20 protein-coding genes and 1 pseudogene are annotated in these 21453 nt (G+C 61.8%); 9 read left to right on the top strand and 12 right to left on the bottom strand.

Translation table 11 applies throughout. The features are described from left to right. Positions 1 to 137: 137 nt before the first annotated feature. The 8 genes from NKI58_RS19765 to NKI58_RS19730 all read left to right on the top strand — a co-directional run bounded on the left by NKI58_RS19765 (position 138) and on the right by NKI58_RS19730 (position 10488). Complete coding sequence (locus NKI58_RS19765) at positions 138 to 2627, top strand: mechanosensitive ion channel family protein (RefSeq protein ID WP_352826908.1); 2490 nt, start codon at positions 138 to 140, stop codon at positions 2625 to 2627. Positions 2628 to 2783: 156 nt separating this feature from the next. Beyond that, a complete protein-coding gene (locus NKI58_RS19760) occupies positions 2784 to 3047 on the top strand; it encodes a hypothetical protein (protein WP_023676533.1) in 264 nt (87 codons plus the stop codon). A gap of 268 nt (positions 3048 to 3315) precedes the next feature. Further along, positions 3316 to 5877, top strand: a complete 2562-nt coding sequence (locus NKI58_RS19755; protein ID WP_352826907.1) for a GcvT family protein — start codon at positions 3316 to 3318, stop codon at positions 5875 to 5877. A gap of 7 nt (positions 5878 to 5884) precedes the next feature. Further along, on the top strand, positions 5885 to 6847 hold the full coding sequence (locus NKI58_RS19750) for a site-2 protease family protein (protein WP_352853608.1): 963 nt from the start codon (positions 5885 to 5887) through the stop codon (positions 6845 to 6847). 100 nt (positions 6848 to 6947) lie between these two features. Next, positions 6948 to 7796, top strand: a complete 849-nt coding sequence (locus NKI58_RS19745) for a DUF1194 domain-containing protein (protein ID WP_352568954.1) — start codon at positions 6948 to 6950, stop codon at positions 7794 to 7796. A 114-nt stretch (positions 7797 to 7910) separates the two neighbouring features. Further along, positions 7911 to 8861, top strand: coding sequence for an ABC transporter substrate-binding protein (locus tag NKI58_RS19740; protein WP_352452114.1), 951 nt, complete (start codon positions 7911 to 7913; stop codon positions 8859 to 8861). 71 nt (positions 8862 to 8932) lie between these two features. Then, on the top strand, positions 8933 to 9709 hold the full coding sequence (locus NKI58_RS19735; protein ID WP_023676527.1) for an ABC transporter permease: 777 nt from the start codon (positions 8933 to 8935) through the stop codon (positions 9707 to 9709). Then, positions 9706 to 10488, top strand: coding sequence for an ABC transporter ATP-binding protein (locus NKI58_RS19730; RefSeq protein WP_352786979.1), 783 nt, complete (start codon positions 9706 to 9708; stop codon positions 10486 to 10488). Before NKI58_RS19735 ends, NKI58_RS19730 begins: the two co-directional genes overlap by 4 nt. Before the next feature lie 26 nt (positions 10489 to 10514). Here NKI58_RS19730 and NKI58_RS19725 read toward each other — a convergent pair whose 3' ends face one another. The 5 genes from NKI58_RS19725 to NKI58_RS19705 all read right to left on the bottom strand — a co-directional run bounded on the left by NKI58_RS19725 (position 10515) and on the right by NKI58_RS19705 (position 13319). Continuing rightward, the gene (locus NKI58_RS19725) at positions 10515 to 11006 is read right to left on the bottom strand and encodes a GNAT family N-acetyltransferase (protein ID WP_352826904.1); all 492 of its coding nucleotides are present in this window, start codon (positions 11004 to 11006) and stop codon (positions 10515 to 10517) included. Further along, positions 11003 to 11293, bottom strand: coding sequence for a type II toxin-antitoxin system TacA family antitoxin (locus NKI58_RS19720; RefSeq protein ID WP_352477597.1), 291 nt, complete (start codon positions 11291 to 11293; stop codon positions 11003 to 11005). The genes NKI58_RS19725 and NKI58_RS19720 overlap by 4 nt, the downstream gene beginning before the upstream one ends. 81 nt (positions 11294 to 11374) lie before the next feature. Continuing rightward, positions 11375 to 12313 (bottom strand): GlxA family transcriptional regulator, encoded by a 939-nt coding sequence (locus NKI58_RS19715; protein WP_348625928.1) that lies wholly within the window; start codon positions 12311 to 12313, stop codon positions 11375 to 11377. Between the two features lie 350 nt (positions 12314 to 12663). After that, positions 12664 to 12798 (bottom strand): hypothetical protein, encoded by a 135-nt coding sequence (locus NKI58_RS19710; protein WP_013894968.1) that lies wholly within the window; start codon positions 12796 to 12798, stop codon positions 12664 to 12666. Positions 12799 to 13133: 335 nt separating this feature from the next. Then, the gene (locus NKI58_RS19705; protein WP_023676522.1) at positions 13134 to 13319 is read right to left on the bottom strand and encodes a hypothetical protein; all 186 of its coding nucleotides are present in this window, start codon (positions 13317 to 13319) and stop codon (positions 13134 to 13136) included. Between the two features lie 229 nt (positions 13320 to 13548). On the opposite strand from NKI58_RS19705, the pseudogene NKI58_RS19700 reads away from it, so the two are divergent. Further along, a pseudogene (locus NKI58_RS19700) lies at positions 13549 to 14445 on the top strand (LysR substrate-binding domain-containing protein); the annotation flags it as partial. Between the two features lie 9 nt (positions 14446 to 14454). On the opposite strand, the gene NKI58_RS19695 reads toward NKI58_RS19700, so the two are convergent. The 7 genes from NKI58_RS19695 to NKI58_RS19665 form a co-directional block, all read right to left on the bottom strand. Then, the gene (locus NKI58_RS19695) at positions 14455 to 15438 is read right to left on the bottom strand and encodes an alpha/beta hydrolase (protein WP_352587646.1); all 984 of its coding nucleotides are present in this window, start codon (positions 15436 to 15438) and stop codon (positions 14455 to 14457) included. 268 nt (positions 15439 to 15706) lie between these two features. Continuing rightward, on the bottom strand, positions 15707 to 15889 hold the full coding sequence (locus NKI58_RS19690) for a hypothetical protein (RefSeq protein ID WP_352587649.1): 183 nt from the start codon (positions 15887 to 15889) through the stop codon (positions 15707 to 15709). A 187-nt stretch (positions 15890 to 16076) separates the two neighbouring features. Beyond that, positions 16077 to 18146 carry an ASKHA domain-containing protein gene (locus tag NKI58_RS19685; protein ID WP_352452107.1) on the bottom strand — a complete coding sequence of 690 codons (2070 nt, stop codon included), beginning with the start codon at positions 18144 to 18146 and terminating at the stop codon, positions 16077 to 16079. Positions 18147 to 18259: 113 nt separating this feature from the next. Further along, entirely contained in the window at positions 18260 to 19234 is a 975-nt protein-coding gene (locus NKI58_RS19680; RefSeq protein ID WP_023676516.1) for a methyltetrahydrofolate cobalamin methyltransferase, read from the bottom strand. A gap of 80 nt (positions 19235 to 19314) precedes the next feature. Next, on the bottom strand, positions 19315 to 20406 hold the full coding sequence (locus NKI58_RS19675) for a methylenetetrahydrofolate reductase (RefSeq protein ID WP_023676515.1): 1092 nt from the start codon (positions 20404 to 20406) through the stop codon (positions 19315 to 19317). Then, positions 20403 to 21026, bottom strand: coding sequence for a methylenetetrahydrofolate reductase C-terminal domain-containing protein (locus NKI58_RS19670; RefSeq protein WP_352454616.1), 624 nt, complete (start codon positions 21024 to 21026; stop codon positions 20403 to 20405). The genes NKI58_RS19675 and NKI58_RS19670 overlap by 4 nt, the downstream gene beginning before the upstream one ends. Continuing rightward, on the bottom strand, positions 21019 to 21321 hold the full coding sequence (locus NKI58_RS19665; protein WP_352452105.1) for a virulence factor: 303 nt from the start codon (positions 21319 to 21321) through the stop codon (positions 21019 to 21021). The genes NKI58_RS19670 and NKI58_RS19665 overlap by 8 nt, the downstream gene beginning before the upstream one ends. Positions 21322 to 21453 lie beyond the last annotated feature (132 nt).

Below are 21453 nucleotides of genomic sequence, written 5' to 3'. Positions count from 1 at the left end.
TTCGATTGGATTGGCCGACTTCGATTGGCGGACTTCGAAAACGAGCCGCCTGGCATGACTTGCCCCGTGATATGAGCGTCTTTATCAAGGACGTGCTTCGAAACTGCCGCTGCCGCCCGCGAGTCGCCAGAAAAATCATGTTCTTTCGTTTACTCCGCCTGGTCCTGATCGCTGCACTTGTTGTCTCGGCGCCGCCGTCGTTCGACGCGATGGCGCAGGCGCTCGGGCAGGGTGCCGCCGGGCTGGTCACAGACCAGCAGAAGGTCATCCAGAGCCTGACGGCCAAAACCGACGATCTCGAGAAGAAGATACAGCAGGATGGCCAAGACGATGCCACCCTCGTGGAAATCCGCCTGCAATTGGAGGATCTGTCGCGGGCGGCGCTCACCAGCGCGCTGGCGTTCCGCTCGCGTCTCGGCGATATCAACGATCGGATCGAGACGCTGGGACCTCCTCCGGCGGCGGGCCAGCCGGCCGAGCCCGACATCGTGACCGGTGAACGCCAGGCGCTGGCTTCCGAAAAAGCCGAGATTAACGCTGTCATTGCCAGCGCGCAGAACCTGTCGATCCGCATCAGCGGGCTGATCGAGAAGATCGGCAACATGCGCAGCGAGCTGTTCCGCAATCAGCTCACCAAGCGCTACGTGCTGTCCGATGCATTGAGCCCGGAGGTCATTTCCGACGCCAACGACGAATTTACCAGTTTCTACAAGGCGGTGTCGTCCTGGCTGAGCTTCGCCTTCAAGTTCAAGTTCCAGGCAATTCTTGCCGCGACGTTGATGGCGCTTGCGCTGGCCGCTGTGCTTTTTGTCGGCGGGCGGCGCCTGTTCGGCCGCGTCTTCGAAGCCGATCCTTCCGTCGAGGATCCATCCTATCTCAGCCGCCTGTCGGTGGCGTTCTGGTCGACATTGCTGCCGTCGCTGGCGGTTGGCGCCTTCCTTATCTCGACGGTCTTCTTCTTCAATTATTACAATGTCTTGCGCGGCGACATCGGCATCTTCCTGAATTCGCTGGTTGCCGTTATCGCGGTGGTGTTCTGCGTCAACCGGCTGACCAATGCGGCGCTGGAACCGCGATTGCCGAACTGGCGTCTGATCCCTGTCGAAACCGGCCCGGCGCGCTGGCTGGTGCGGCTGACGACTGCCATGGCCGTCGCCATCGGCATCAATTATTTCCTGTCGGTCGTCAACGACAAGATGGGCTCGCCGCTATCGCTGACCATCGCCAGAAGCTTTGTCGCCACCATCAGCGTCGGCGTCATCCTGATCCTGATGGGGCTGCTGAAGCCGTTCAAGGCTGCCGACGGGAGCTGGCGCCCGTGGCCGGCATGGCTGCGCTACACCGCCGTCGCGCTAGGGCTATTCACCATAGCGTCGGCGCTGCTCGGCTTTATCGGCCTTGCTATTTTCGTCTCGGTGCAGGTCGTGGTTACCGGCACCATCCTGGTCACCGCCTATATCGGCTTCCTGTCGGCGCGGGCGATCGGCATGGAAGGTGGTTTCGCCAACACTTCGATCGGGCGCTGGCTAGCGGCCAATTCAAGCTACGAAGAGACCGCGCTCGACCAACTCGGGCTTGTCGTCAGCGCCGCCATAAACATCATGATCGTGCTGGTGTTCCTGCCGCTGATCCTGTTGATGTGGGGCTTCCAGCCCGGCGACATCCAGGCCTGGGCCTACAAACTGGCGACGGGCCTCACCATAGGCTCGGTGACGATCTCGGTCACCGGCATCCTCACTGGCGTCGTCGTCTTCATCATCGGCTATTTCCTGACGCGCTGGTTCCAGGGCTGGCTCGACGGTTCGGTGATGGCGCGCGGCCGGGTCGACACCGGTGTGCGCAATTCGATCCGACTGGCGGTCGGCTATGCCGGCGTCGCGGTCGCGGCACTGGTCGGCATCTCGGCGGCCGGTATCGACCTCTCCAATCTCGCGTTGGTCGCAGGCGCCCTGTCTCTCGGCATCGGCTTTGGCCTGCAGAATGTCGTCTCCAACTTCGTCTCGGGCCTGATCCTTTTGGCCGAGCGGCCGTTCAAGGTCGGCGACTGGATCGTCGCCGGCGACATCAGCGGCACGGTCAAGAAGATCAGCGTGCGCGCCACCGAGATCGAAACGTTCCAGCGGCAGTCGGTGATCCTGCCCAATTCAAACCTGATCAACAATGCGGTCGGGAACTGGACGCACCGCAACAAGCTCGGCCGCATCGATATCAAGGTCGGCGTCGCCTATGGCAGCGACATTAAGCACGTGCATGGCGTCCTGTTGGAGATCGCGCGCAGTCATCCGCTGGTGCTGAAAAACCCCGAACCATTCGTGCTGTTTTCCAATTTCGGCCCGGCCGCGCTCGAATTCGAGATCCGCGTATTCCTGGCAGACGTTCTTAGTGGCAATATCGTCCAGAACGACATCCGCTTTGCCATCTTCGATGTGTTCGCCGACCAGCATATCGAAATTCCGTCGACACCGCGCGCCGTCGTCGAGACCAAAAAGCACGAGGCGTGGCCGATCGACGACGACAAGATCGAAGTCGAATTCGCCGAGCGGGAACAAGCAAAAGCCCTAGCGGCGGTCGAGGCGAAACGTCTCGCCAAGTCGGGACGCAAGGTACGGAAGCCCGATCCTGACTAGCTGATTGGAGCTTGCCTTCAAGCCCTCGGAAACCAATTGCGGCATGAATGCGGCATTCAGTTGCCGTTCAGCTTGCATTGCATATAAGCTCACCTGCAAACGGCGAGAATGCCTTGCGAAATGCAACAGAGGCGGTGGCAACACCGATACTGCAAAATGTGGAAGTCTCTCGTCGCCGCCATCGCTTTTCTGGCCGTGGGCGGTTCGGCCCATGCCGCCAGCGCGGTCAACAAGGACGCCGAGACCCGCACGCTGATCGTGACGGAAGGCGGCGGCAAGACCGAGCTGGCGCTGGCCGCTGGCGAAACCGTGGAATTTTGCCCGAGCGGCTGTTTTGTTACCTTGCCGAATGGCGACCTCGAGGCGCTGACCGGTTCGGAGACGATTGAGATCTCGGGCGGCGTCGCGCGCATCAAGTAAAGTCGACGCCATGATTTTTGAAGGCCGGGCAAACGCCCGGCCTTTTATTTGCTTCCGGTAATCGGCGATGAAGGTATGCACTTTTCTTCGAAGCTGCGCAGGACGGGCTCTAGCAGCGCCTTCGTACCAAGCAGGGCGAAGGCGTAGGTCTAACTGCATTCGACGGGCTGGTGGCGCGGGCTTTTTTGGCGATGTCGCAAACAGGCTGCAAGCGCGGCGCCGCGCCGCCCTATAGTCTGCTCGCAATAGCATCTTGGAGTCGCGGGCAATGGCAGGGTTTCCGGAAAAGGCGAAGGTCGTCATCGTCGGGCTGGGCGGCATCGTCGGCGCATCGGTCGCCCATCACCTGATCGAGCGAGGATGGGACGATATTGTCGGCATCGACAAATCAGGCATCCCGACCGATATCGGCTCGACGGCACACGCTTCCGACTTCTGCTACACGACCAGCCATGATTTCCTGTCGTGCTGGACGACGCTCTATTCCATCGATTTCTACGAAAAGATGGGTCACTACGCGCGCATCGGCGGCCTCGAGGTCGCCCGCGTCGGCGACGACGCCCGCATGGCGGAGATCAAGCGCAAGATCGCCTCGGCGAAGGCCTTCGGCACACGCGCCCGCCTGATCGATCCCGCCGAGATCAAGGAAAAATTCCCGCTGATCGAAGAACAGATGGTACAGGGCGGCCTGTGGGATCCCGACGCCGGCCTCGTCATCCCGCGCTCGCAGACCGTCGCCGGCAAGCTTGTCGACCAGGCGGAAGCTTCCGGCAAACTCAGGGCGTTTGCCAATACGTCGGCCAGGTCGCTCGTCATCGAGAACGGCCGCATCAAGGGCGTGGTGACCGACCGCGGCACCATCGAGGCCGACTATGTTGTGGTCTGCACCGGCATCTGGGGACGGCTGATCGCGGAAATGGCGGGCGAGGACCTGCCGGTCATGCCGATTGACCATCCGCTTACCTTCTTCGGGCCGTACACTGAGTTCGCCGGCACCGGCAAGGAGATCGGCTGGCCGCTGCTGCGCGACCAGGGCAACTCGGCTTACATGCGCGATACCGGCGACCCCAAGACCGCCGAAGGCGGGCAGATCGAATGGGGTTATTACGAAGAGACCAATCCGCGCCTTTGCCATCCGCGCGATATTCTCGAGAAAAACGAGGCGCGGCTTTCGCCGTCGCAACGCGATCTCGACATGGAACAAATCCTGGCGCCGCTCGAGCGCGCCATGGAACTGACGCCGATCCTGGGCGAGCTGGGCTACAATGAGAGCCATTCCTTCAACGGCCTGCTGCAGGTGACGGCGGACGGCGGCCCCTCGATGGGCGAAAGCCAGAAGGTCAGGGGCCTATGGTATGCCGTTGCGATCTGGGTCAAGGACGGCCCCGGCATGGGCAAGCTCATCGCCGACTGGATGACGGACGGCCGCACGGCGATCGACCACCACGCCATCGACTATTCGCGCTTCTATCCGCACCAGACGAAAGAGCAGTTCATCTGGGACCGCTGCACCGAAACGGCGATGAAGGTCTACAACCCGGCTGTCCATCCGCGCGAACCCTTCTCCAAGGCCCGCAATGTCCGCCGCTCGCCCTTCTGGGAGCGCGAAAAGGAACTCGGCGGCTATTTCATGGAGCTCGGCGGCTGGGAGCGCGCCCACGGCTACGCCGCCAACGAGCATCTGCTCGAGAAATACGGCAACCGGGTGCCGGTGCGCCAAAACGAATGGGATAACCGCCACTTCTGGCGCGTCTCGAACGCCGAGCATCTCGCGATGAGCGAGGATTGCGGCATCGTCAACCTGTCGCATTTCGCCATGTACGACGTGGAAGGCCCGGACCATGTCGCGCTGATGGAATGGCTGTGCGCGGCAAAGATCGGCGGTGACGGCAATATCGGCAAGGGCATCTATACCCATTTCCTCGACGAGGAAGGCATGGTGCGCGCCGACCTGACCGTCATCCGCATGGCCGACCGCTGCCGCGTCATCGACGGCGCTGATGCCGGGCCGCGCGACTTCCAGTACATGCGCCGGACGGCAGAGGACAAAGGCTTCGACGTTACCGTCACCGATGTGACCGAGAGATATGTGACCGTCGGCATCTGGGGTCCGAACGCGCGGGCAACATTGGGCAAGGTCGTGGAAAACCCCGACGGACTGACGCCTGAGAATTTTCCCTTTGCCGCGATCAAGCCCGTCAGGATCGCCGGCAAGGACGTGACCGCCTTCCGCATCTCCTATGTCGGCGAGCAAGGCTGGGAACTGCATATGCGCTACGAGGACGGCCTGGCTGTCTGGGACGCGCTGCGGTCGACCGGCGTGATGGCCTTTGGCGTCGAGACCTATGCCAACAGCCGCCGCATGGAGAAGAGCCTGCGCCTGCAAAACGCGGACCTCTTGACCGAATACAATCTGCTGGAAGCCGACCTTGCCCGTCCGAAAGTCAAGGAGGCCGATTTCTGCGGCAAGGCAAAGCATCTGCAATATCGCGCCCGGGTGCATCAGCCGGCCATGCTTTGCACGCTTATCATGACGGACAATACAGATTCGAATGGTGTTCCCCGCTATCCGGTTGGCACGATGCCGGTGATGGACCCGCAAACCGGTGAGACGCTCGTCGACGAGCTCGGCCGCCGCTCCTTCACGACCTCGGTGGCCTATGGTCCGACCCTCGGCAAGAACATCGCGCTCGCCTACCTGCCCTGGGCGTATTGCCAGGAGGGCCGCAAGCTGAGCGTCGAATATTTCGGCGAGAAGTACCCGGTCGAAGTGGCCGCCGTCGGCTACAGGCCGCTCTACGACCCGGAGAACCTCAATCCGCGCAGCTAAGCGTTGCTTGCCTGCCGATTCTCCACACAGGCAAGCCGAGCAGTGCCAGCAGGACCTGAATGCAGAAGCCCGATTCATCGTCGGGCTTTTCGCTTTGTGGAGCGATGATTCTCGCTTACCGTCGCGCTGCGATTGGGGGGTGCCTTTGCGGCGGATCGGCTGGGACAGAAAAAACGATGCGCTTGTGTTTCAGCTGAACCGGAATATCCCGGTTCGCGTCAGCTGGACCTTCGCAATTCCCATTGTGCTGCCCTTCCTGAACGAGTGGGCGAGCCGACCCAAGGATGCACTGATCCATACCTCTATCTTTGCAGCGCTTCTGTTTGCGTCGATATTTCTGCACGAACTGGCACACGCCTGGATCGGACGCCGACAAGGCGTCGCCACCGACAGGATAGAATTATATCTCTTCGGCGGGCTCACGCGTTTCAAACGCGCCGCAGCGCCATCGCCTGCCTGGGCGCGGATTGCGATAGCGGGTCCCCTGGCGAACGTCGCGCTCGCCGCGTTTTTCGATGCGGCCTATTATCTGGTTTTTGGAGAACTCATCCCAGTTGCGCCCGAAAGGCCATTCGGGTGGCTGCCGTCAAGGTCGGCCGGTCCTCTGGAATGGACGCTTTGGATTGGCGCATTGTTGAACGTGTCACTTATCATTCTCAACATCCTGCCCGCCTACGATCTGGATGGCGGCGTGATTGCAAGACATTTGTTCCTGAGACGCTTCGGCGTCCGCCGGGCCGCGCAGATCGTCGGCATCTGCGGCATCGTACTTTCAATTCTGCGTTTTGCGATCATCTTGCCTGCCGCGGTTGCAGGTATTCTGTTGTGGCTTCCGCCGTCATTCAAGCCGAACTGGAGGGCAGCGCGCGGAGTCGGTGCTAGAAAACCGAAGCCGGACCCATCCTCCGAGACGGATGTCGAGAAGGCCGTGGAGTGGCGGGGACGGGGCGGGCACCGCATCTACAAATGAAATTCGTTTTCCGGCGGTTCGCAAAAATGTGACCGAATGAGCCCGGCTCTCCACCGGGCTTTTCTCTTTGTCGATCGGCGATTTTCGCTTACCGTGCGGCATGTCTGGTTTTGCCCGTGCAAGACATCTCGTCTCGGGTGCCGCCGCGCTGGCGTCGGTGCTATGGCTGACTGCAAACTCCCGCGCCGCCGAGCCGGTCGACGTCGAACTGGTGCTGGCAGTCGACGTTTCGCTGTCCATGTCGCCGGACGAGCTCGAAATCCAGCGTCATGGCTATGCGGCGGCGCTGACGCATGACGATGTCCTGCAGGCAATCGGCGAAGGCGCTCATGGCAAGATTGCCGTCACCTATGTCGAATGGGCTGGCGCGACCTGGCAGCAGGTCGTCGTGCCGTGGACGGTGATCGCCAATCGTGCCGACGCCGAGCGGCTGGCAGCGCAGCTTTCCGCTCATCCGCCGGCCAGTGCCAGGCGCACCTCGATCTCCGGCGCGCTGGAATTCGCCAGCGATCTCTTTGCTGAAAGCGGCTTCCAGGGCGTCAAGCGGGTGATCGACATTTCGGGTGACGGCCCCAACAACCAGGGCGCACCTGTCGATATCACCCGCGACGCCGTGATCAAGCAAGGCATCACCGTCAACGGCCTGCCGCTGATGACCAGGGGCGGGTTCAGCAGCGCTTACGATGTCAACAATCTCGACCGCTACTACAGCGACTGCGTCATCGGCGGGCCGGGCTCCTTCATGATCCCGGTCAATGACTGGACGCAGTTTCCGGAGGCCATCCGCCGCAAGCTGGTGCTGGAGCTTGCCGGTCCGGCCTCGCCGCAGCGAGCGGCGGAACAGGCGGCGCATCCGCCATTGGTGCTGGCACAGGACATCCCCGTCACCGACTGCCTGGTCGGCGAAAAAATGTGGCGCGACCGCAGCTGGATGTACAACAGCCGCTGATGGCGGAGTTTGCTGTCGATGGTGACATACCGCAGTGCAGCATCTGCTTCATTGACAAGCCTGCGGGCGTCTGTGACACAATTCCCCATCCGAACACATAAAAGGGGAACCGACATGAACAGGATCGGAATTCTTGCCGCAAGCTTGACGCTTGCCGTCGGATTGTCCGCGCCGGCGATGGCCGCCACATCGGTCAGTATCGGCATCAGTGGATGGACCGGCTTTGCGCCACTGACGCTCGCCAAGCAGGCCGGCATCTTCGAAAAGCACGGCCTCGACGTCACCTTGAAGAAGGTGCCGCAAGCCAGCCGGCCGCTCGCCATCGCCAGCGGCGACCTGCAATGCGCCGCCACCACGGTCGAGACCTGGCTGGTCTGGAACGCCAATGGCGTGACAACCAAGCAAATATTCCAGCTCGACAAATCCTACGGCGCCGACGGCATCGTCGCCCGCAACGACATCAAGACCGTCGCCGATCTCAAAGGTAAGTCGGTCGCGTCTTCGGCGCCGGGCACCTCGCCCTATTTCATGCTGGCCTGGGTGCTCAACAAGAACGGCATGTCGACCAAGGACGTGACGGTCGTCAACCTGGAGCCGGATGCGGCGGCGCAGGCGTTTCTCGCCGGCCAGAACGATGCGGCGGTCACCTATGAGCCGTTCATCTCGGCGGTGCGCGAAAAGTCCGACCAGGGCCATATCCTTGTGACCACTCTCGACTATCCGATGGTGCTCGATACGGTCGGCTGCACGCCGGAGTTCCTTAAGGCCAATCCGGATGCGGGCAAGGCGCTTGCCGACAGCTATTTCGAGGCACTCGACCTGATCAAGAGCGATCCGGCGAAATCCTATGAGACGATGGGTGCCGACGTGAAGCAGTCGGCCAAGGAATTCGAAGAGTCGGCCAAATACCTGAAATGGGCCGACAAGGCTGAAAACAAGCAGTTCTTCACCAAGGAATTCCAGGACTTTTCCAAGACCGCCGGCGAGCTTCTGCTGCAGATGGGTTTGATCAAGGAAGCGCCTGACGTCTCGACATTGGCCGACACCAGCGCCGTCGCCGACTAACCGGCAGGATTGTCGCCCGGCGGCGGCGCGTGCGCCGCCGCTTTTTCATTCAGATCAGAGGACGGTCGAAGATGCCGCGCCCCTTGCATCCGGTCTCGCCGGGCATTCGAACCGTGCTCGGCATTTCGTTCTTCGTGCTGTTCGTGGCGTTCTGGGCGTGGATCACGCTTGGCGGCCACGTCAATCGCATTTTCCTTGCCGATCCGCTGTCGATGGTGAGAGACGGTTGGCGGCTGCTGGTCGAGGACCGCTTCTGGCTCGACATCCTTATCACCATCTGGCGCGTCTTCGGCGGGTTCCTGATGGCGGCCATCGTTGCCGTGCCGCTCGGCATCGTGATGGGTGCCTGGAAGCCCGTGGAGGCGTTCCTGGAGCCGTTCGTCTCCTTCGCCCGCTATCTGCCGGCATCGGCCTTCATCCCGCTGCTCATCCTGTGGGCGGGCGTTGGCGAGCTCGAAAAACTGCTGGTGATCTTCGTCGGCTCGGTGTTCCAGATCATCCTGATCATCGCGGTCAAGGTCGGCGGCACACGGCGCGACCTGGTCGAGGCGGCCTACACGCTTGGCTCGTCCGACAACGGCATCGTGCGGCGCGTGATCATGCCGGCCAATGCGCCGGAGATTGCCGAGACCCTGCGGCTGGTGCTCGGCTGGGCCTGGACCTATGTCATCGTCGCCGAGCTGATCGGCTCGTCGTCGGGCATCGGCTACATGATCATCAACAGCCAGTCGCGGCTGGCGACAGGGCAGATCATCTTCGGCATCATCGTCATCGGCCTGATCGGGCTGTTGTCCGATTTCGCCTTCAAGGCGCTTAACCGTTGGCTGTTTCCATGGAGCCTGGCGTGAGCAAGCTGCTCATCGAAGGCGTCTCGCGCAGCTTCGCCGGTGTCGGCGGTGGGCAGCCGGTCAAGGCGCTGATGCCGATCGATCTGGCGGTCGCCGCCAACGACTTCATCACCATCCTGGGGCCATCCGGCTGTGGAAAGTCGACGCTGCTCAGGATCGTCGCCGGCCTCGAAGCGCCGAGTGGGGGACGTGTTCTGCTCGACGGCAGGGTGGTGGACCGGCCCGGTCCAGACCGCGGCATGGTTTTCCAGTCCTATACGCTGTTTCCGTGGCTGACGGTCGCCGAGAACATCGCCTTCGGCCTGCGCGAACGTGGAATGGCCGAGCACGAGCGCAGCGAAATCGTCGCTTCTTACGTCGATCTCGTCGGGCTGAGAGGTTTTGAAAACCATTGGCCGAAGCAGCTTTCCGGCGGCATGCAGCAGCGCACCGCGATTGCCCGGGCACTGGCCAACGATCCGGAGATTCTGCTGCTCGACGAGCCGTTCGGCGCACTCGACAACCAGACCCGCGGGCTGATGCAGGAACTGCTTCTCGGCATCTGGGAGCGCCGGCAAAAAACGGTGCTGTTCGTCACCCACGACATCGAGGAGGCGATCTTCATGGCGTCGCGCGTGGTCGTGATGACGGCACGGCCGGGCCGCATCAAATCGGACGTTGCCGTCGACCTGCCGCATCCGCGCCACTACACGCTGAAGACCAGCCCGGAGTTTTCGGCACTGAAGGCGCGGCTGACAGAAGATATCCGCGTCGAGGCGATGCGCACGGCGCAGATATAGTCGGGTCAGCAAGGCGCCTGAACGGCTCAGAGACTTCGTAAGTCCTTGATAAGCACGTAAAGATGCAGCGGGTCCGTCGGCGATTGCGCGAATCCGTAGCGCTCGTAAAACGTGCGGGCGCCGTCGTTCTTGGCGTGGACGACGACCGCGCGGATACCTGCAATATCGGCCGCCTGCAAACTGCGCAGGACGGCATCGCGCAACAGTCCGCCGCCGACGCCTTTGCCTTGCCAGTCCAGACTGACCGCAAGACGCGCCAGCAGCATTACAGGCACCGGATGGCGTGCGAGACCTTTCGTCAATCGCTCGGGCGCACCCTCATATTTAAGTTCACCAACGACCAGGGTATAAAAGCCGATCACATCTTCGCCAGAGAGACCAATGTAGGTCTGCGAAGCATTGGCTTGCTGGTTTTGGAATGCATAGCGTACGAGAAAGCGATTGAGCGGTTCTTCACCGCAGTCGAACATGTCCACCAAATGCTTGCGGGCCAGTTTCTCGATCTGGAATTCGCTCACGCTGGATCGCGACCGGAAAAGATGCTTGGTTCGTTCAATAGGCGCTTGAGGCGGGGGAGATCACGCGTTGGCGCGTCGAGCGCTGCCATGAACGCGACCCATTTTTCGGCGTCGAGATGGAAGCTGCGCCGGTCGGCTAATGTTTCTTCGGCTCGTGCAAGCGCGCTTTCAAGCACGAAATCGCTGAGCGAACGGCGTTCAGTCGCGGCGGCGGTTGCGAGTGTACGCTTTGCCTGGGGGGTAAGGCGCAAGTCCAGTTTTTCCGATCTGGTGGTTCTGGTCGTCATTGGTACCTCTCGATTGAGGGATACCACATTTCGCCAGACAATGTCATGACAATTTCGGCCGCGCCCGCGAAACGTGCTGGATCAAGCCGCCAGAAGCTGCTTGCGGTCGACGCGTTCCTGTTGCGGCGAGCGGGCGTACAACTCGCGATAGCATTTGGAGAAATGCGAGGCGGAAACAAAGCCGCAGGCGACCGCCACTTCGACCACCGGCAACGACGACTGGATCAGCAGGTGCCGGGCGCGGTCGAGGCGGATCTCCAGATAGTAACGGGCAGGGGAGCGCCCCATCTCGGTGCGGAACAGGCGCTCAATCTGCCGGCGCGACAGGTCGACATGGTCGGCGACCTCGATCAGCGAGAGCGGCTCGGAGAGATTGGCTTCCATCAGCTCGATAATGGTCAGAACCTTGGAATTCTGCACGCCAAGGCGGGCGCGCAGCGGCAGGCGCTGGCGGTCGGTCGGGCTGCGCACGCGATCGGTCAGCACCTGCTCGCAGACGCGGTTGACGAGGCTTTCGTCGAAATCGTCGCCGATCAGCTTCAGCATCATGTCGAGCGCGGCGGTGCCGCCGGCGCAGGTGTAGATGTTCTGGTCGATCTCGAAGAGGTCGGCGAAGACATTGGCCTTGGGGAACGCCTCGGAAAAGCCCGGCAGGTTCTCCCAATGGATGGCGCAGCGCTTGTTGGACAGCAGGCCTGCGGCGGCCAGGATATGCGCGCCGGTGCACAGGCCGCCGACGGCAACGCCGCGATTGTACTCCTCGCGCAACCAGGCAAAGGCCGATTTGTTCTGGTAGCGCTCGACATTGATGCCGCTGCAGACGATGGCCATGTTCGGCCGGTCCGGTCCGGACATTTTCTTGCGCTCTTCCTCCAGCGAGGTGTTGACGGCGCATTCGACGCCGTTCGAGGCGCGCACCGGCTTGCCGTCGATGCTGGCGAGCCGCCAGCGATAGGCTTCATAGCCGAGCATGCGGTTGGCCGAACGCAATGGATCGAGCGCCGTCGCGAAGGCGATCATGGTGAAATCGGGGACCAGGAAGAATACGAACGATCGCCGGATCGGGTGCTTTACGACGTTCACGGGTAGATCCTCACGCTGCAATGGCGCGAACAGGATGTCGCGATTAGCATAGCGACATCAGGAAAGACGTTTCCTGTCAATTGGCTAGATGGCAACGGAGCGACTTTATTTGCGACACGGGTCGCAAATGGGCAATCGCTATGCGGCGAAGGACGCGACATGCCGCCGGATCGACCAAACGAGCCTACGCAGTCTGCGCACACGAAAACGCCGCCTCGGCAAAACCGAAGCGGCGCTGGATCGACTTCGAAGCAGCGCTAGGCTGCTTCCGCCGGGATTGCCGCGTCTCAGGCGACGAAGCCGAGGCGCGCGGCAGCCATGGCACCGGTCTGGCCAGGCATGGTGTTGGCCAGGCGCTGGCGCTCGAGCGCGGTCGTCAGGTTCATTTCGCGACGGGCAAAGAGGCGGGCAAAAAGCTTCATGATCATCTCCATTCGGTTGCTCAGACGGGTCGCCTTCGCTTGATGGAGTGGGGCAGCTCGTTTGTTGATGATGATATAGGCTTACGTGAGGGGAAACTAAATCGCAAAAGCGAAGCACTTGATATGAAAAGCGACACGGAATGCGACAAATTTGGGCATTCTGCCCCGGATTTTCGATTATTTACAATGTGTTGATTGCCAGTGCGGGCTGCTATGCGACTTGCTCATATGCGGCATGCGACGGCGACATGGCTCGGGAAAATCATTGGAGTACAAACAAAAAGGCCTGCCGGGCTGATCTGCGCGGCAGGCCTTCAGCTGTTGATACACACGGTTTACTTTGCTCCAGCCCAGGATCCCACACCATGGCGAGTGCCGGCCTTGGCATCGGCAGCTTCAGGCCAGCCGATATCCTTCTGCAGTTCAATCGGCAGCGCGCGGATGGCGCGTTCCGTCTGGTAGCGGGCACGGGCCTCGCTGAACTCGGTCGCGATCCGACCGATGGATAACAGGATAGACATCTCATTCTCCTTCGCGTTGGGCCGGGTTGTCCCGGCGCTTGCAGCGTCAGGCGGTACACCGGGTTTGTTTCAGCTTCATTTCGTGTCGATTGCAGGTCCGTGTCATGGTTGTTTCGGGACCACTTCGATGCGTCCTGCCTTCGATGGAGTTGACTATCCTCCCAAACTGATGTTCAATCAAACGAAATGGAATGATGGTTTGCATCAGAAAAATTGAAGGTCGCTTGCCATGAACGCCCCACTCAATCATCCGCTGCCGCTGCTCGATCTGGATGTTCTGCGCACTTTCGTCGCGATCGCCGAGACCGGCAGCTTCACCACTGCGGCCAATGCGGTCTTCCGCACGCCGTCGGCCGTCTCCATGCAGATCAAGAAGCTGGAGGACATTCTCGGCCGCTCGGTGTTCGCGCGCGACGCCCGTTCGGTGACGCTGACCACCGATGGCGAGATGCTGCTCGGCTATGCGCGCCGGCTGCTGTCGATCAATCGCGAGGTGGTGTCGAAGTTCATCATTCCAGACATTGTCGGGGTGGTGCGGCTCGGCTCGCCGGACGATTACGGCGAACGTGTGCTGCCGCATGTGCTGAAGCGGTTCGCACAGTCGCATCCATCGATCGCGGTCGACGTCACCATCGACCAGAGCGTCAATCTGCGCCGGCGCATGGACGACCGGGCGCTCGACATCACGCTGCTCACCAACTCCTACAAGACCAGCGCGATCGGCGCCGAAGTGCTGCTCACAGAGCCGATCGTCTGGGCCGGTGCCAAGGGCGGTTGCGCGCATCTGCGCGAGCCGCTGCCGGTCTCATTGTGGGAAGAGGGCTGTGCCTGGCGGGCAGGGGCATTGGAGGCGCTTGGCCGCGAGGGCCGCAATTACCGTATCGCCTATATGAGCGCGCACACGGCCGGCCAGCGCGCCGCGATCATGGCGGATCTTGCGGTGGCGCCGCTGCCGAAATCCTTCCTCGGCAGCGACATGGTCGAGCTGTGCCCGAAGGACGGCATGCCTGACATCGGCACCTACAACCTCGCCATGGTGGTGACGCCGGACGCCAGCGCGCCGGTGAAGGCAGTCGCCGACCATATCCGCGCGACGTTTGAGATGTTCAGGGAAACTGGGAAGTTCTTACCCAAACTACGACCTGAGCGGCGCAACCAGATCGCGAGGGGTTCCGTCGCGGCCTGTCCTCTGCAGCGACAACTCTCCTGCCTTGGCATGGTAACTGTCAGTTTCGTTGGTCAAGAAGGCCACTATACTGTCCCGCGCGCGTCGCGCCTCCGGCATGTCGATCAACGGCCAGACATGGAACATGCCTTGCTCGTGGACGATCTCAATTTCGACGCCGGCCGCGCGCGCCTTTTCCGCGAAGATCAGATTGTCGGGGGTGAGCAGATCGCGTGAACCGGTCAGCAGCAGCGTTTTGGGCAGCACCGACAGGTCGCCGTAAACCGGGCTGATCCGCCAGTCGGTGGGATCTATGCCGGCGCTGTAAAGTCGGATCGCCTCGCGGCCGCCGGCAATGCCCAGCCACGGATCGTTGCGTTCGGCCTCATACATTTCTGGGTTGGCGAGCGACACGTCGAGACCGGGCGAAATCAGCACGTGGCGTGATGGCAAGGGCAGGCCATTTTGCGCAGCCATCATCGTCAGCACGACGGCCATGTTTCCGCCGGCGGAATCGCCCATGAAGATGATGTCATTCGCGCTGGTTTCGCCGAACATCAGGCGGTAGACAGCGCCGACCATACCAAACATGGCGTGGAAATCGTGTTCGGGAGCAATGGGATAGATCGGCACAGTGATACCGAACCCGAGACGGTCGGCCATGTCGGCGATCAGCCGCCAATGATAGGGGGTGATTTCGAAGACGTAAGCGCCGCCGTGCAGGTAGAGAATCCGCTTCCGCTCGCCAGCCTTGGGCGCGATCTCGTAGACGGGAAAGCCGTTGATCGTGCGGGTTGTGATCTCCAGGCGTGACCGCAGCGACGCAGGCGGCTGATGGTTTTCCGTCTTGCGCGCATAGGCGATCCAGCGCTGCAGGTTCTCGGGGCTGGAAAACGCCTTCTTGCGGCTGTACCTGAGGACGAACGACACGACATGGCTTTTGAGACTGGGCATGCAGATACACGGACTTCGGCTGAGCCGACTAAGAGAACCCCCCGACTATTTCGAAGATTGTGTCGCCACCAAAAAAGTCAAGATTGATGCAATCTCAACACGGTCGTTTGATCCCAGCTGTCGACAAAGCGTCCGGCCATGAAGTCTCTGGCCTACCGGCGCAGCTCAACGCCGCGGCAGCAACGCGGCGCGCAGCCAATTGCTGGGTGCAGCCGGAGCCGCATTGCGGCTCCGGCGAATACCGAGCAGCTTTCATTGTCGATGAATTTCATCCGCGCTGCATGCCCCATCCGACCGAAAGCTGCCTTTCGCTCGAACGCGGCGACACCGGCCAGCCAATGTCCTTTTGGATCTCAGGCGGCAAGCTGTTGAGGATGCGCAGCGACTTGCGCGCTTCGCGTGTTTTCTTGAAGGCCGCACCATAGCGGCCGAAGCTTTCGAACATCGACATCTTGATCTCCTTGGAGCGTTGCGGTGGCCGAAAACTGTTTCCGCCTGCCGTTCGATGCCGGTTAAATGCTCCGCCTATGTATCTGGCGGATTTCACGAAAACGCGATTTCGTTTCCAGATCGGCGCGATCTGGAAACATTTGCATACAAATGAAAAATGGAAGGTCTGACGGCCTATCGGAGGCGAGTCATCCCCGCCCGCGCCGCGCGGCGTGGCCTTCGCGCGAACGCCGCCGCGGAGCGGCGTCGCCGGCAATGCCGTCTTCGCTCACCGTCTTGCGCGGCGGCAGTTTCACCGCCGCCGAGAGCTTGGGGAACGGGTCGATCTTATTCGGCAGCGCCATGGCATAGACGAAGTGCTCCTGGAATTTCGGCTCCAGCGCCGTCTCGATCTTCTCGATCTTGCTGACGGTTTCCTCGATCTCGCGGCGATAGCCACGGTTCAACAGCGCCATGCGGGCGCCGGCGCCGGCCGCATTGCCAACGGCTGAGACCTTGTCGAGGTCGCAATCCGGAATCAGGCCCAGCACCATTGCGTATTTCGGGTCGATGAACGAGCCGAATGCGCCGGCGAAGTGGATGCGGTCGACATGATCGGTGTGCTGCTTTTCCATCAAAAGCTTGGTGCCGGCATAAAGGGCGGCCTTGGCAAGCTGGATAGCGCGCACATCAGTCTGGGTGATGGTGATCTTGGGCTCGCCTTCCTTCAGCACATACGAGAAGGTGCGGCCATTGGCGACGACGCGAGGCGAGTGGCCGCTCAGCGATCCATCGACGACGCCGTCCTCGGAGATGATGCCGGCGAGATACATCTCGGCGACCACCTCGATGATGCCGGAGCCGCAAATACCGGTGACGCCGGTCGCCTGCACGCTGTCGAGGAAGCCCGGCTCGTCGGACCAGAGTTCCGAGCCGATGACGCGGTATTTCGGTTCCAGCGTTTCAGGATCGATGCGGACGCGCTCGATGGCACCCGGTGCGGCGCGCTGGCCACCGGAGATTTCCGCACCTTCGAAGGCCGGGCCAGTTGGCGATGAGGCCGCCACGACCCGGTGGCGATTGCCGAGCACGATCTCGGCATTGGTGCCGACATCGACGATCAGCATCATCTCGTCCTGGCGGTGCGGCCCTTCCGACAGCGTCACTGCGGCAGCGTCCGCGCCGACATGGCCGGCAATGCAAGGAAGCATATAGAGCCTGGCGCCCTGGTTGAGCTTCAAACCGATATCCGATGCCTTGATGTGCACGGCGCCGGAGACGGCTAGCGCGAAGGGGGCGCCGCCGAGCTCGGTCGGATCGATGCCGAGGAACAGATGGTGCATGATCGGATTGCCGACGAACACGGAATCCAGGATGTCGTTGCGTTGGACGTTGCCTTCGGTGCAGACTTTGTCCACAAGCCCCGAAATGGCCTCGCGCACGGCGACCGTCATACCTTCACGGCCGTCCGGGTTCATCATCACGTACGAGACACGGCTCATCAGATCCTCGCCGAAGCGGATCTGCGGATTGGATGTGCCCGACGAGGCGGCGACGCGGCCCGACAGCAACGACACCAGATGCATGGCGATCGTGGTCGAGCCGATATCGCAGGCAAGTCCGTACGCCTCGTTCTTGAGGCCGGGCCACAAAGCGATGACCCGTGCGGTCTCGCTGTCGGTGTCCTTGTGGATGGCGGCGGTCGCGGTCCAGTTGCCTTTGCGCAAAATACCTTGCACCTGCGGCAACAGATGGAAGTCGAAATCGAGGCTCTTGAGGCCCCAGTCCTTCATCAGCGCGATCTTCAGACGGTCGAGGTCGCCGAGCGGCTTGTGCATGTCGGGTTCTTCGATCTCGACATAGCACATGCGGATTGCCGCATCGCGGGCGATGACCCTGGTGTCGGCGTCCTTGCGGATGGTCTGCGCGTTGATGACGGTGTCCTGCGGCACGTCGACGACGAGATCGCCGAGAATCTGCGCCGAGCAGGACAGCCGGCGGCGCTCGGGCAGGCCGCGTACGCGCTCGTAGCGCTCTTCCTTGGCGCCCTTGGGCGAGAGGTGATCGTTGGAGGAAACGATCTTGTGCTTGGCGAAATTGCCTTCCTGCACCTCGATCTGGCAACGCCCGCAAGTGGCACGCCCGCCGCACACGCTCTCGACATAGACACCGAGCTGGCGCGCGGCATCCAGAACCGGCGTGCCGACCGGAAACCGCCCGCGCTTGCCCGACGGCATGAACAGCACGAGCGGATCGGTGATGTTGACGGGAGAGTTCATACGTTCCAGACTTTACTTTCTACGCAGCTCGGGTCTTGGCCACGGCAGCGATGCCGCTGTGTCTCGGTTCCTCCCCAGTCCTAGGCCCCATATCGTGTCGGCCAAGACCTGGCTCAACCCCGCGCCATACGCGCTTCGCGGCCGCCGCGCCTGCGTCCGCCATTGCCATTGCCATCGCCCGGCGCGTTGACCTGCGTCCGGGCGGCAACGGCCTGGCCGCCTTCAGCAGGCTTGTAGTCCTTGTAGGTCCTGATCCAGTTGGTGCAGTTCTCGTCGGTGCCGTTCAGCACGTTGGCGCCGCGCACCGCTTCCATTTCCTGCGGCCGCACCGGGTTCATGATCGCCGAGGTCATGCCGGCGCCGATCACCATCGGGATGAAGGCGGCGTTGATGCCATGACGGTGCGGCAGGCCGAACGAGATGTTGGAGAGGCCGCAGGTGGTGTTGACCTTGAGCTCCTCGCGCAGCCGGCGTAGCAGGGCAAATACCTGGCGGCCGGCATCGCCCAGCGCGCCGATCGGCATGACCAGCGGGTCGACGACCACATCATGCGCCGGAATGCCGAAGTCGGCACAGCGCTGAACGATCTTCTTGGCGACGGCGAAGCGCACATCGGGGTCCATCGAAATACCGGTCTCGTCGTTGGAAATGGCGACGACGGGAACGTTGTATTTCTTGATCAACGGCAGGATGGCTTCGAGCTTTTCCTCCTCGCCGGTGACGGAATTGACCAGCGGCCGGCCCTTGGCGACCTTCAGCGCCGCTTCGATTGCCGCAGTCACGGAGGAGTCGATCGACAACGGCAGGTCGACCAGGCCTTGCACGATCTCCAGCGTCTGCACCAGCAGCGCCGGCTCGGTGGCGTTGGGATCGACTGCAGTGACGCCGGCATTGACGTCGAGCATGGTCGCCCCACAGGCGGCCTGCTCCAGCGCATCCTTGATGACGGTCTCAAAATTGCCGGCGATCATTTCGGCGGCCAGTTTCTTACGGCCGGTCGGGTTGATGCGCTCGCCGATCACGCAGAAGGGCTGATCGAAGCCGATGATGATTTCTCGTGTCGCCGAGGCGACGATGGTCCGGGTCATGAAATCTCTCCATCGTGATATAAAGAGTTCTTTATATCGTTATCTGTTTCTGATCAAGCGAATGCTGACGATTCGCGCTGTCAATGCGCGGTCTTGACCATGTCGACCTGGGTTTCAGTGAGGTCGTCATGCAGTATGTGGTCGAGCCGGTCGGCAACGAGCTGGTCGTCGCGGCGGATTTCGCGTTTCCACGGCCGGCGACCCTTCAGCACGCCGGATTCGTCGACGATCTCGGCGACGTATTCTTCCTGGCGGTAGGCCATCACATGGACGCCGGATACACCGGGAATTTCCTTCACCTCATTGATGATGTCGATGCAGAGCTGCTTGCCTTCCTTCTTCTGATCCTGGGCGCCTTCCAGGCGCTTGACGATCTGATCGGGAATGTGAATGCCCGGTACGTTGGAGCGGATCCATTTGGCCGTCTTGGCCGAGGCCAGCGGCCCGACGCCGCACAGGATGAAACATTTCTCGGTATAGCCGAGATCGCGGACCTTCTGCATGTAGGTGCGGAACATCGGTACGTCGAAGCAGTACTGGCTCTGCACGAACTGTGCCCCGGCGGCGATCTTCTTGCCCAGCCGATAGGGCCGGAAATCGATCGGCGGCGCGAACGGGTTGATGGCCGCGCCAAGGAAAAGCTGCGGCGGCGTCGTGAGTTTTCGGCCGGACAGGAATTTGCCGTTATCGCGCATAACGCGGCAGGTTTCGAGCAGCGACATGCAGTCGAGATCGAACACCGGCTTGGCGCCGGGCTGGTCGCCGGCCTGCACGCCGTCGCCGGTCAGGCACAGCATGTTGGCGACGCCCATCGCAGCACCCCCAAGCACGTCGCCCTGGATGGCGATGCGGTTCCGGTCGCGGCAGGCGATCTGCATGATCGGGGCATAGCCCATGCGGGTCAGCAGCGCGCAGATGCCGACCGACGACATGTGGCAGTTGGCGCCGGAAGCGTCGACGGCATTGATGGCGTCGACCCAACCGTCGAAAATCCTGGCGCGGTTGTAGACGTCTTCCGGATCGGCGCTGTCAGGCGGATTGAGCTCGGTCGTCACTGCGAACTCGCCGCGCCTGAGGACGCGTTCCAGCCGGCCACGCGAGGTGTGGCCGGGCAGGGGATCGAGCGGCAAATGGATGCCGGCCGGATTCTCGTCTGGCTGACGGCCGATCATGCCGACGCTCCGGTCTTCGTAGTATTCCGGGCCGCATTGCGGGCGGCCGCGGCCTGCGCGGTGACCCGCAGCCACGCGGAGGTTTCGCGCAAGGACTGATCCACCGGCTTCTGCACTTCCAAAATCTTGTCGCCATGCACCATGTTCCGCGAACCTTCCCAGGCTTTGACCCAGACGCAAGGCATGTCAGGCTCGACCTCGCAATTGCCGTTGGCGCGGACACCGCCGCAAGGGCCGTTGCGCAATTGCTTGGGGCAGTTCATTGGGCACGACATGCCGGTCGAGGAAAGGATGCACTGGCCGCACATGCGGCAGTCGAACATGAAACCCTTGACGCGCTTTTCGACGAATTTCACAGGCCCTTCGACACGGCTGTAGCCGATGCCCTTCCACAGCGGATGGAGGAGCAGGAACATGTCGGCGAATTTGCCATAGAACCATTCGAGCAGCCGCGAATGCCGCACAGACCAAAGGCGCACCGCGAAAGAGCGCTGCACACGCCGCTGTGGCGACACGTCGGCCGGCTTGTAGTCGGATTTCGGCGCCGCCTTCTTGACGATGGTCGCCTGGGTCACGCCGGCTTGAGCCGTCGTCGCCGGCATTGATTGGGGATCAGACATTTTCTTTGCCCCCCGCCTTGACCAGAGCGACCAGCCGCTCACGGTCGTATTTCGCATCAAGTTCCTGAAGAGCCTTCTCGGCCTCGGCTTCAAGATCGTCACTGACCGGGAGGGGTTCTGCCTTGCGCCATTCGGCAAGATAGTCGTCGGTGCCGCCAGCGCCGGTGCGCATGGCGCACATGTCGATCGCCTCGGTGAAGCGCAGCGGCAGTTCGCGCTTGGCGTTCTGCCGGCCCTTCTTGACGATGACCTGGGCGGGGATGTCGCGCCAGTAGACGACGATCAGATCGGCCATAATTTCCTGCTCCTGCAGAGCGCCGTGCGTCCAATCGGACGCACAAACGATGCTCTACCATTTAACTCCGCTGCATCGTGCTCTCCGAAGATCGATTCCGATCTTTTGGCCAATGCAGTGGTTTCGAGCATT

This window comes from Mesorhizobium sp. M0522 (assembly GCF_040321085.1).
GTDB lineage: Bacteria > Pseudomonadota > Alphaproteobacteria > Rhizobiales > Rhizobiaceae > Mesorhizobium.
The sequence above is the reverse complement of the archived record's forward strand: the minus strand, read 5'-3'. Positions and strand labels throughout refer to the sequence as shown.

Coding starts and splice junctions, on each gene's coding strand:
- NKI58_RS19710 (WP_013894968.1), bottom strand. CDS start 12,798: ATGAAGCTTTTTGCCCGCCTCTTTGCCCGTCGCGAAATGAACCTGACG.
- NKI58_RS19675 (WP_023676515.1), bottom strand. CDS start 20,406: ATGATCGGCCGTCAGCCAGACGAGAATCCGGCCGGCATCCATTTGCCG.
- NKI58_RS19680 (WP_023676516.1), bottom strand. CDS start 19,234: ATGACCCGGACCATCGTCGCCTCGGCGACACGAGAAATCATCATCGGC.
- NKI58_RS19705 (WP_023676522.1), bottom strand. CDS start 13,319: ATGTCTATCCTGTTATCCATCGGTCGGATCGCGACCGAGTTCAGCGAG.
- NKI58_RS19685 (WP_352452107.1), bottom strand. CDS start 18,146: ATGAACTCTCCCGTCAACATCACCGATCCGCTCGTGCTGTTCATGCCG.
- NKI58_RS19670 (WP_352454616.1), bottom strand. CDS start 21,026: ATGTCTGATCCCCAATCAATGCCGGCGACGACGGCTCAAGCCGGCGTG.
- NKI58_RS19745 (WP_352568954.1), top strand. CDS start 6,948: ATGTCTGGTTTTGCCCGTGCAAGACATCTCGTCTCGGGTGCCGCCGCG.
- NKI58_RS19735 (WP_023676527.1), top strand. CDS start 8,933: ATGCCGCGCCCCTTGCATCCGGTCTCGCCGGGCATTCGAACCGTGCTC.
- NKI58_RS19755 (WP_352826907.1), top strand. CDS start 3,316: ATGGCAGGGTTTCCGGAAAAGGCGAAGGTCGTCATCGTCGGGCTGGGC.
- NKI58_RS19715 (WP_348625928.1), bottom strand. CDS start 12,313: ATGATCGCCTTCGCGACGGCGCTCGATCCATTGCGTTCGGCCAACCGC.
- NKI58_RS19690 (WP_352587649.1), bottom strand. CDS start 15,889: ATGTCGATGTTCGAAAGCTTCGGCCGCTATGGTGCGGCCTTCAAGAAA.
- NKI58_RS19720 (WP_352477597.1), bottom strand. CDS start 11,293: ATGACGACCAGAACCACCAGATCGGAAAAACTGGACTTGCGCCTTACC.
- NKI58_RS19665 (WP_352452105.1), bottom strand. CDS start 21,321: ATGGCCGATCTGATCGTCGTCTACTGGCGCGACATCCCCGCCCAGGTC.
- NKI58_RS19695 (WP_352587646.1), bottom strand. CDS start 15,438: ATGCCCAGTCTCAAAAGCCATGTCGTGTCGTTCGTCCTCAGGTACAGC.
- NKI58_RS19740 (WP_352452114.1), top strand. CDS start 7,911: ATGAACAGGATCGGAATTCTTGCCGCAAGCTTGACGCTTGCCGTCGGA.
- NKI58_RS19760 (WP_023676533.1), top strand. CDS start 2,784: ATGTGGAAGTCTCTCGTCGCCGCCATCGCTTTTCTGGCCGTGGGCGGT.
- NKI58_RS19765 (WP_352826908.1), top strand. CDS start 138: ATGTTCTTTCGTTTACTCCGCCTGGTCCTGATCGCTGCACTTGTTGTC.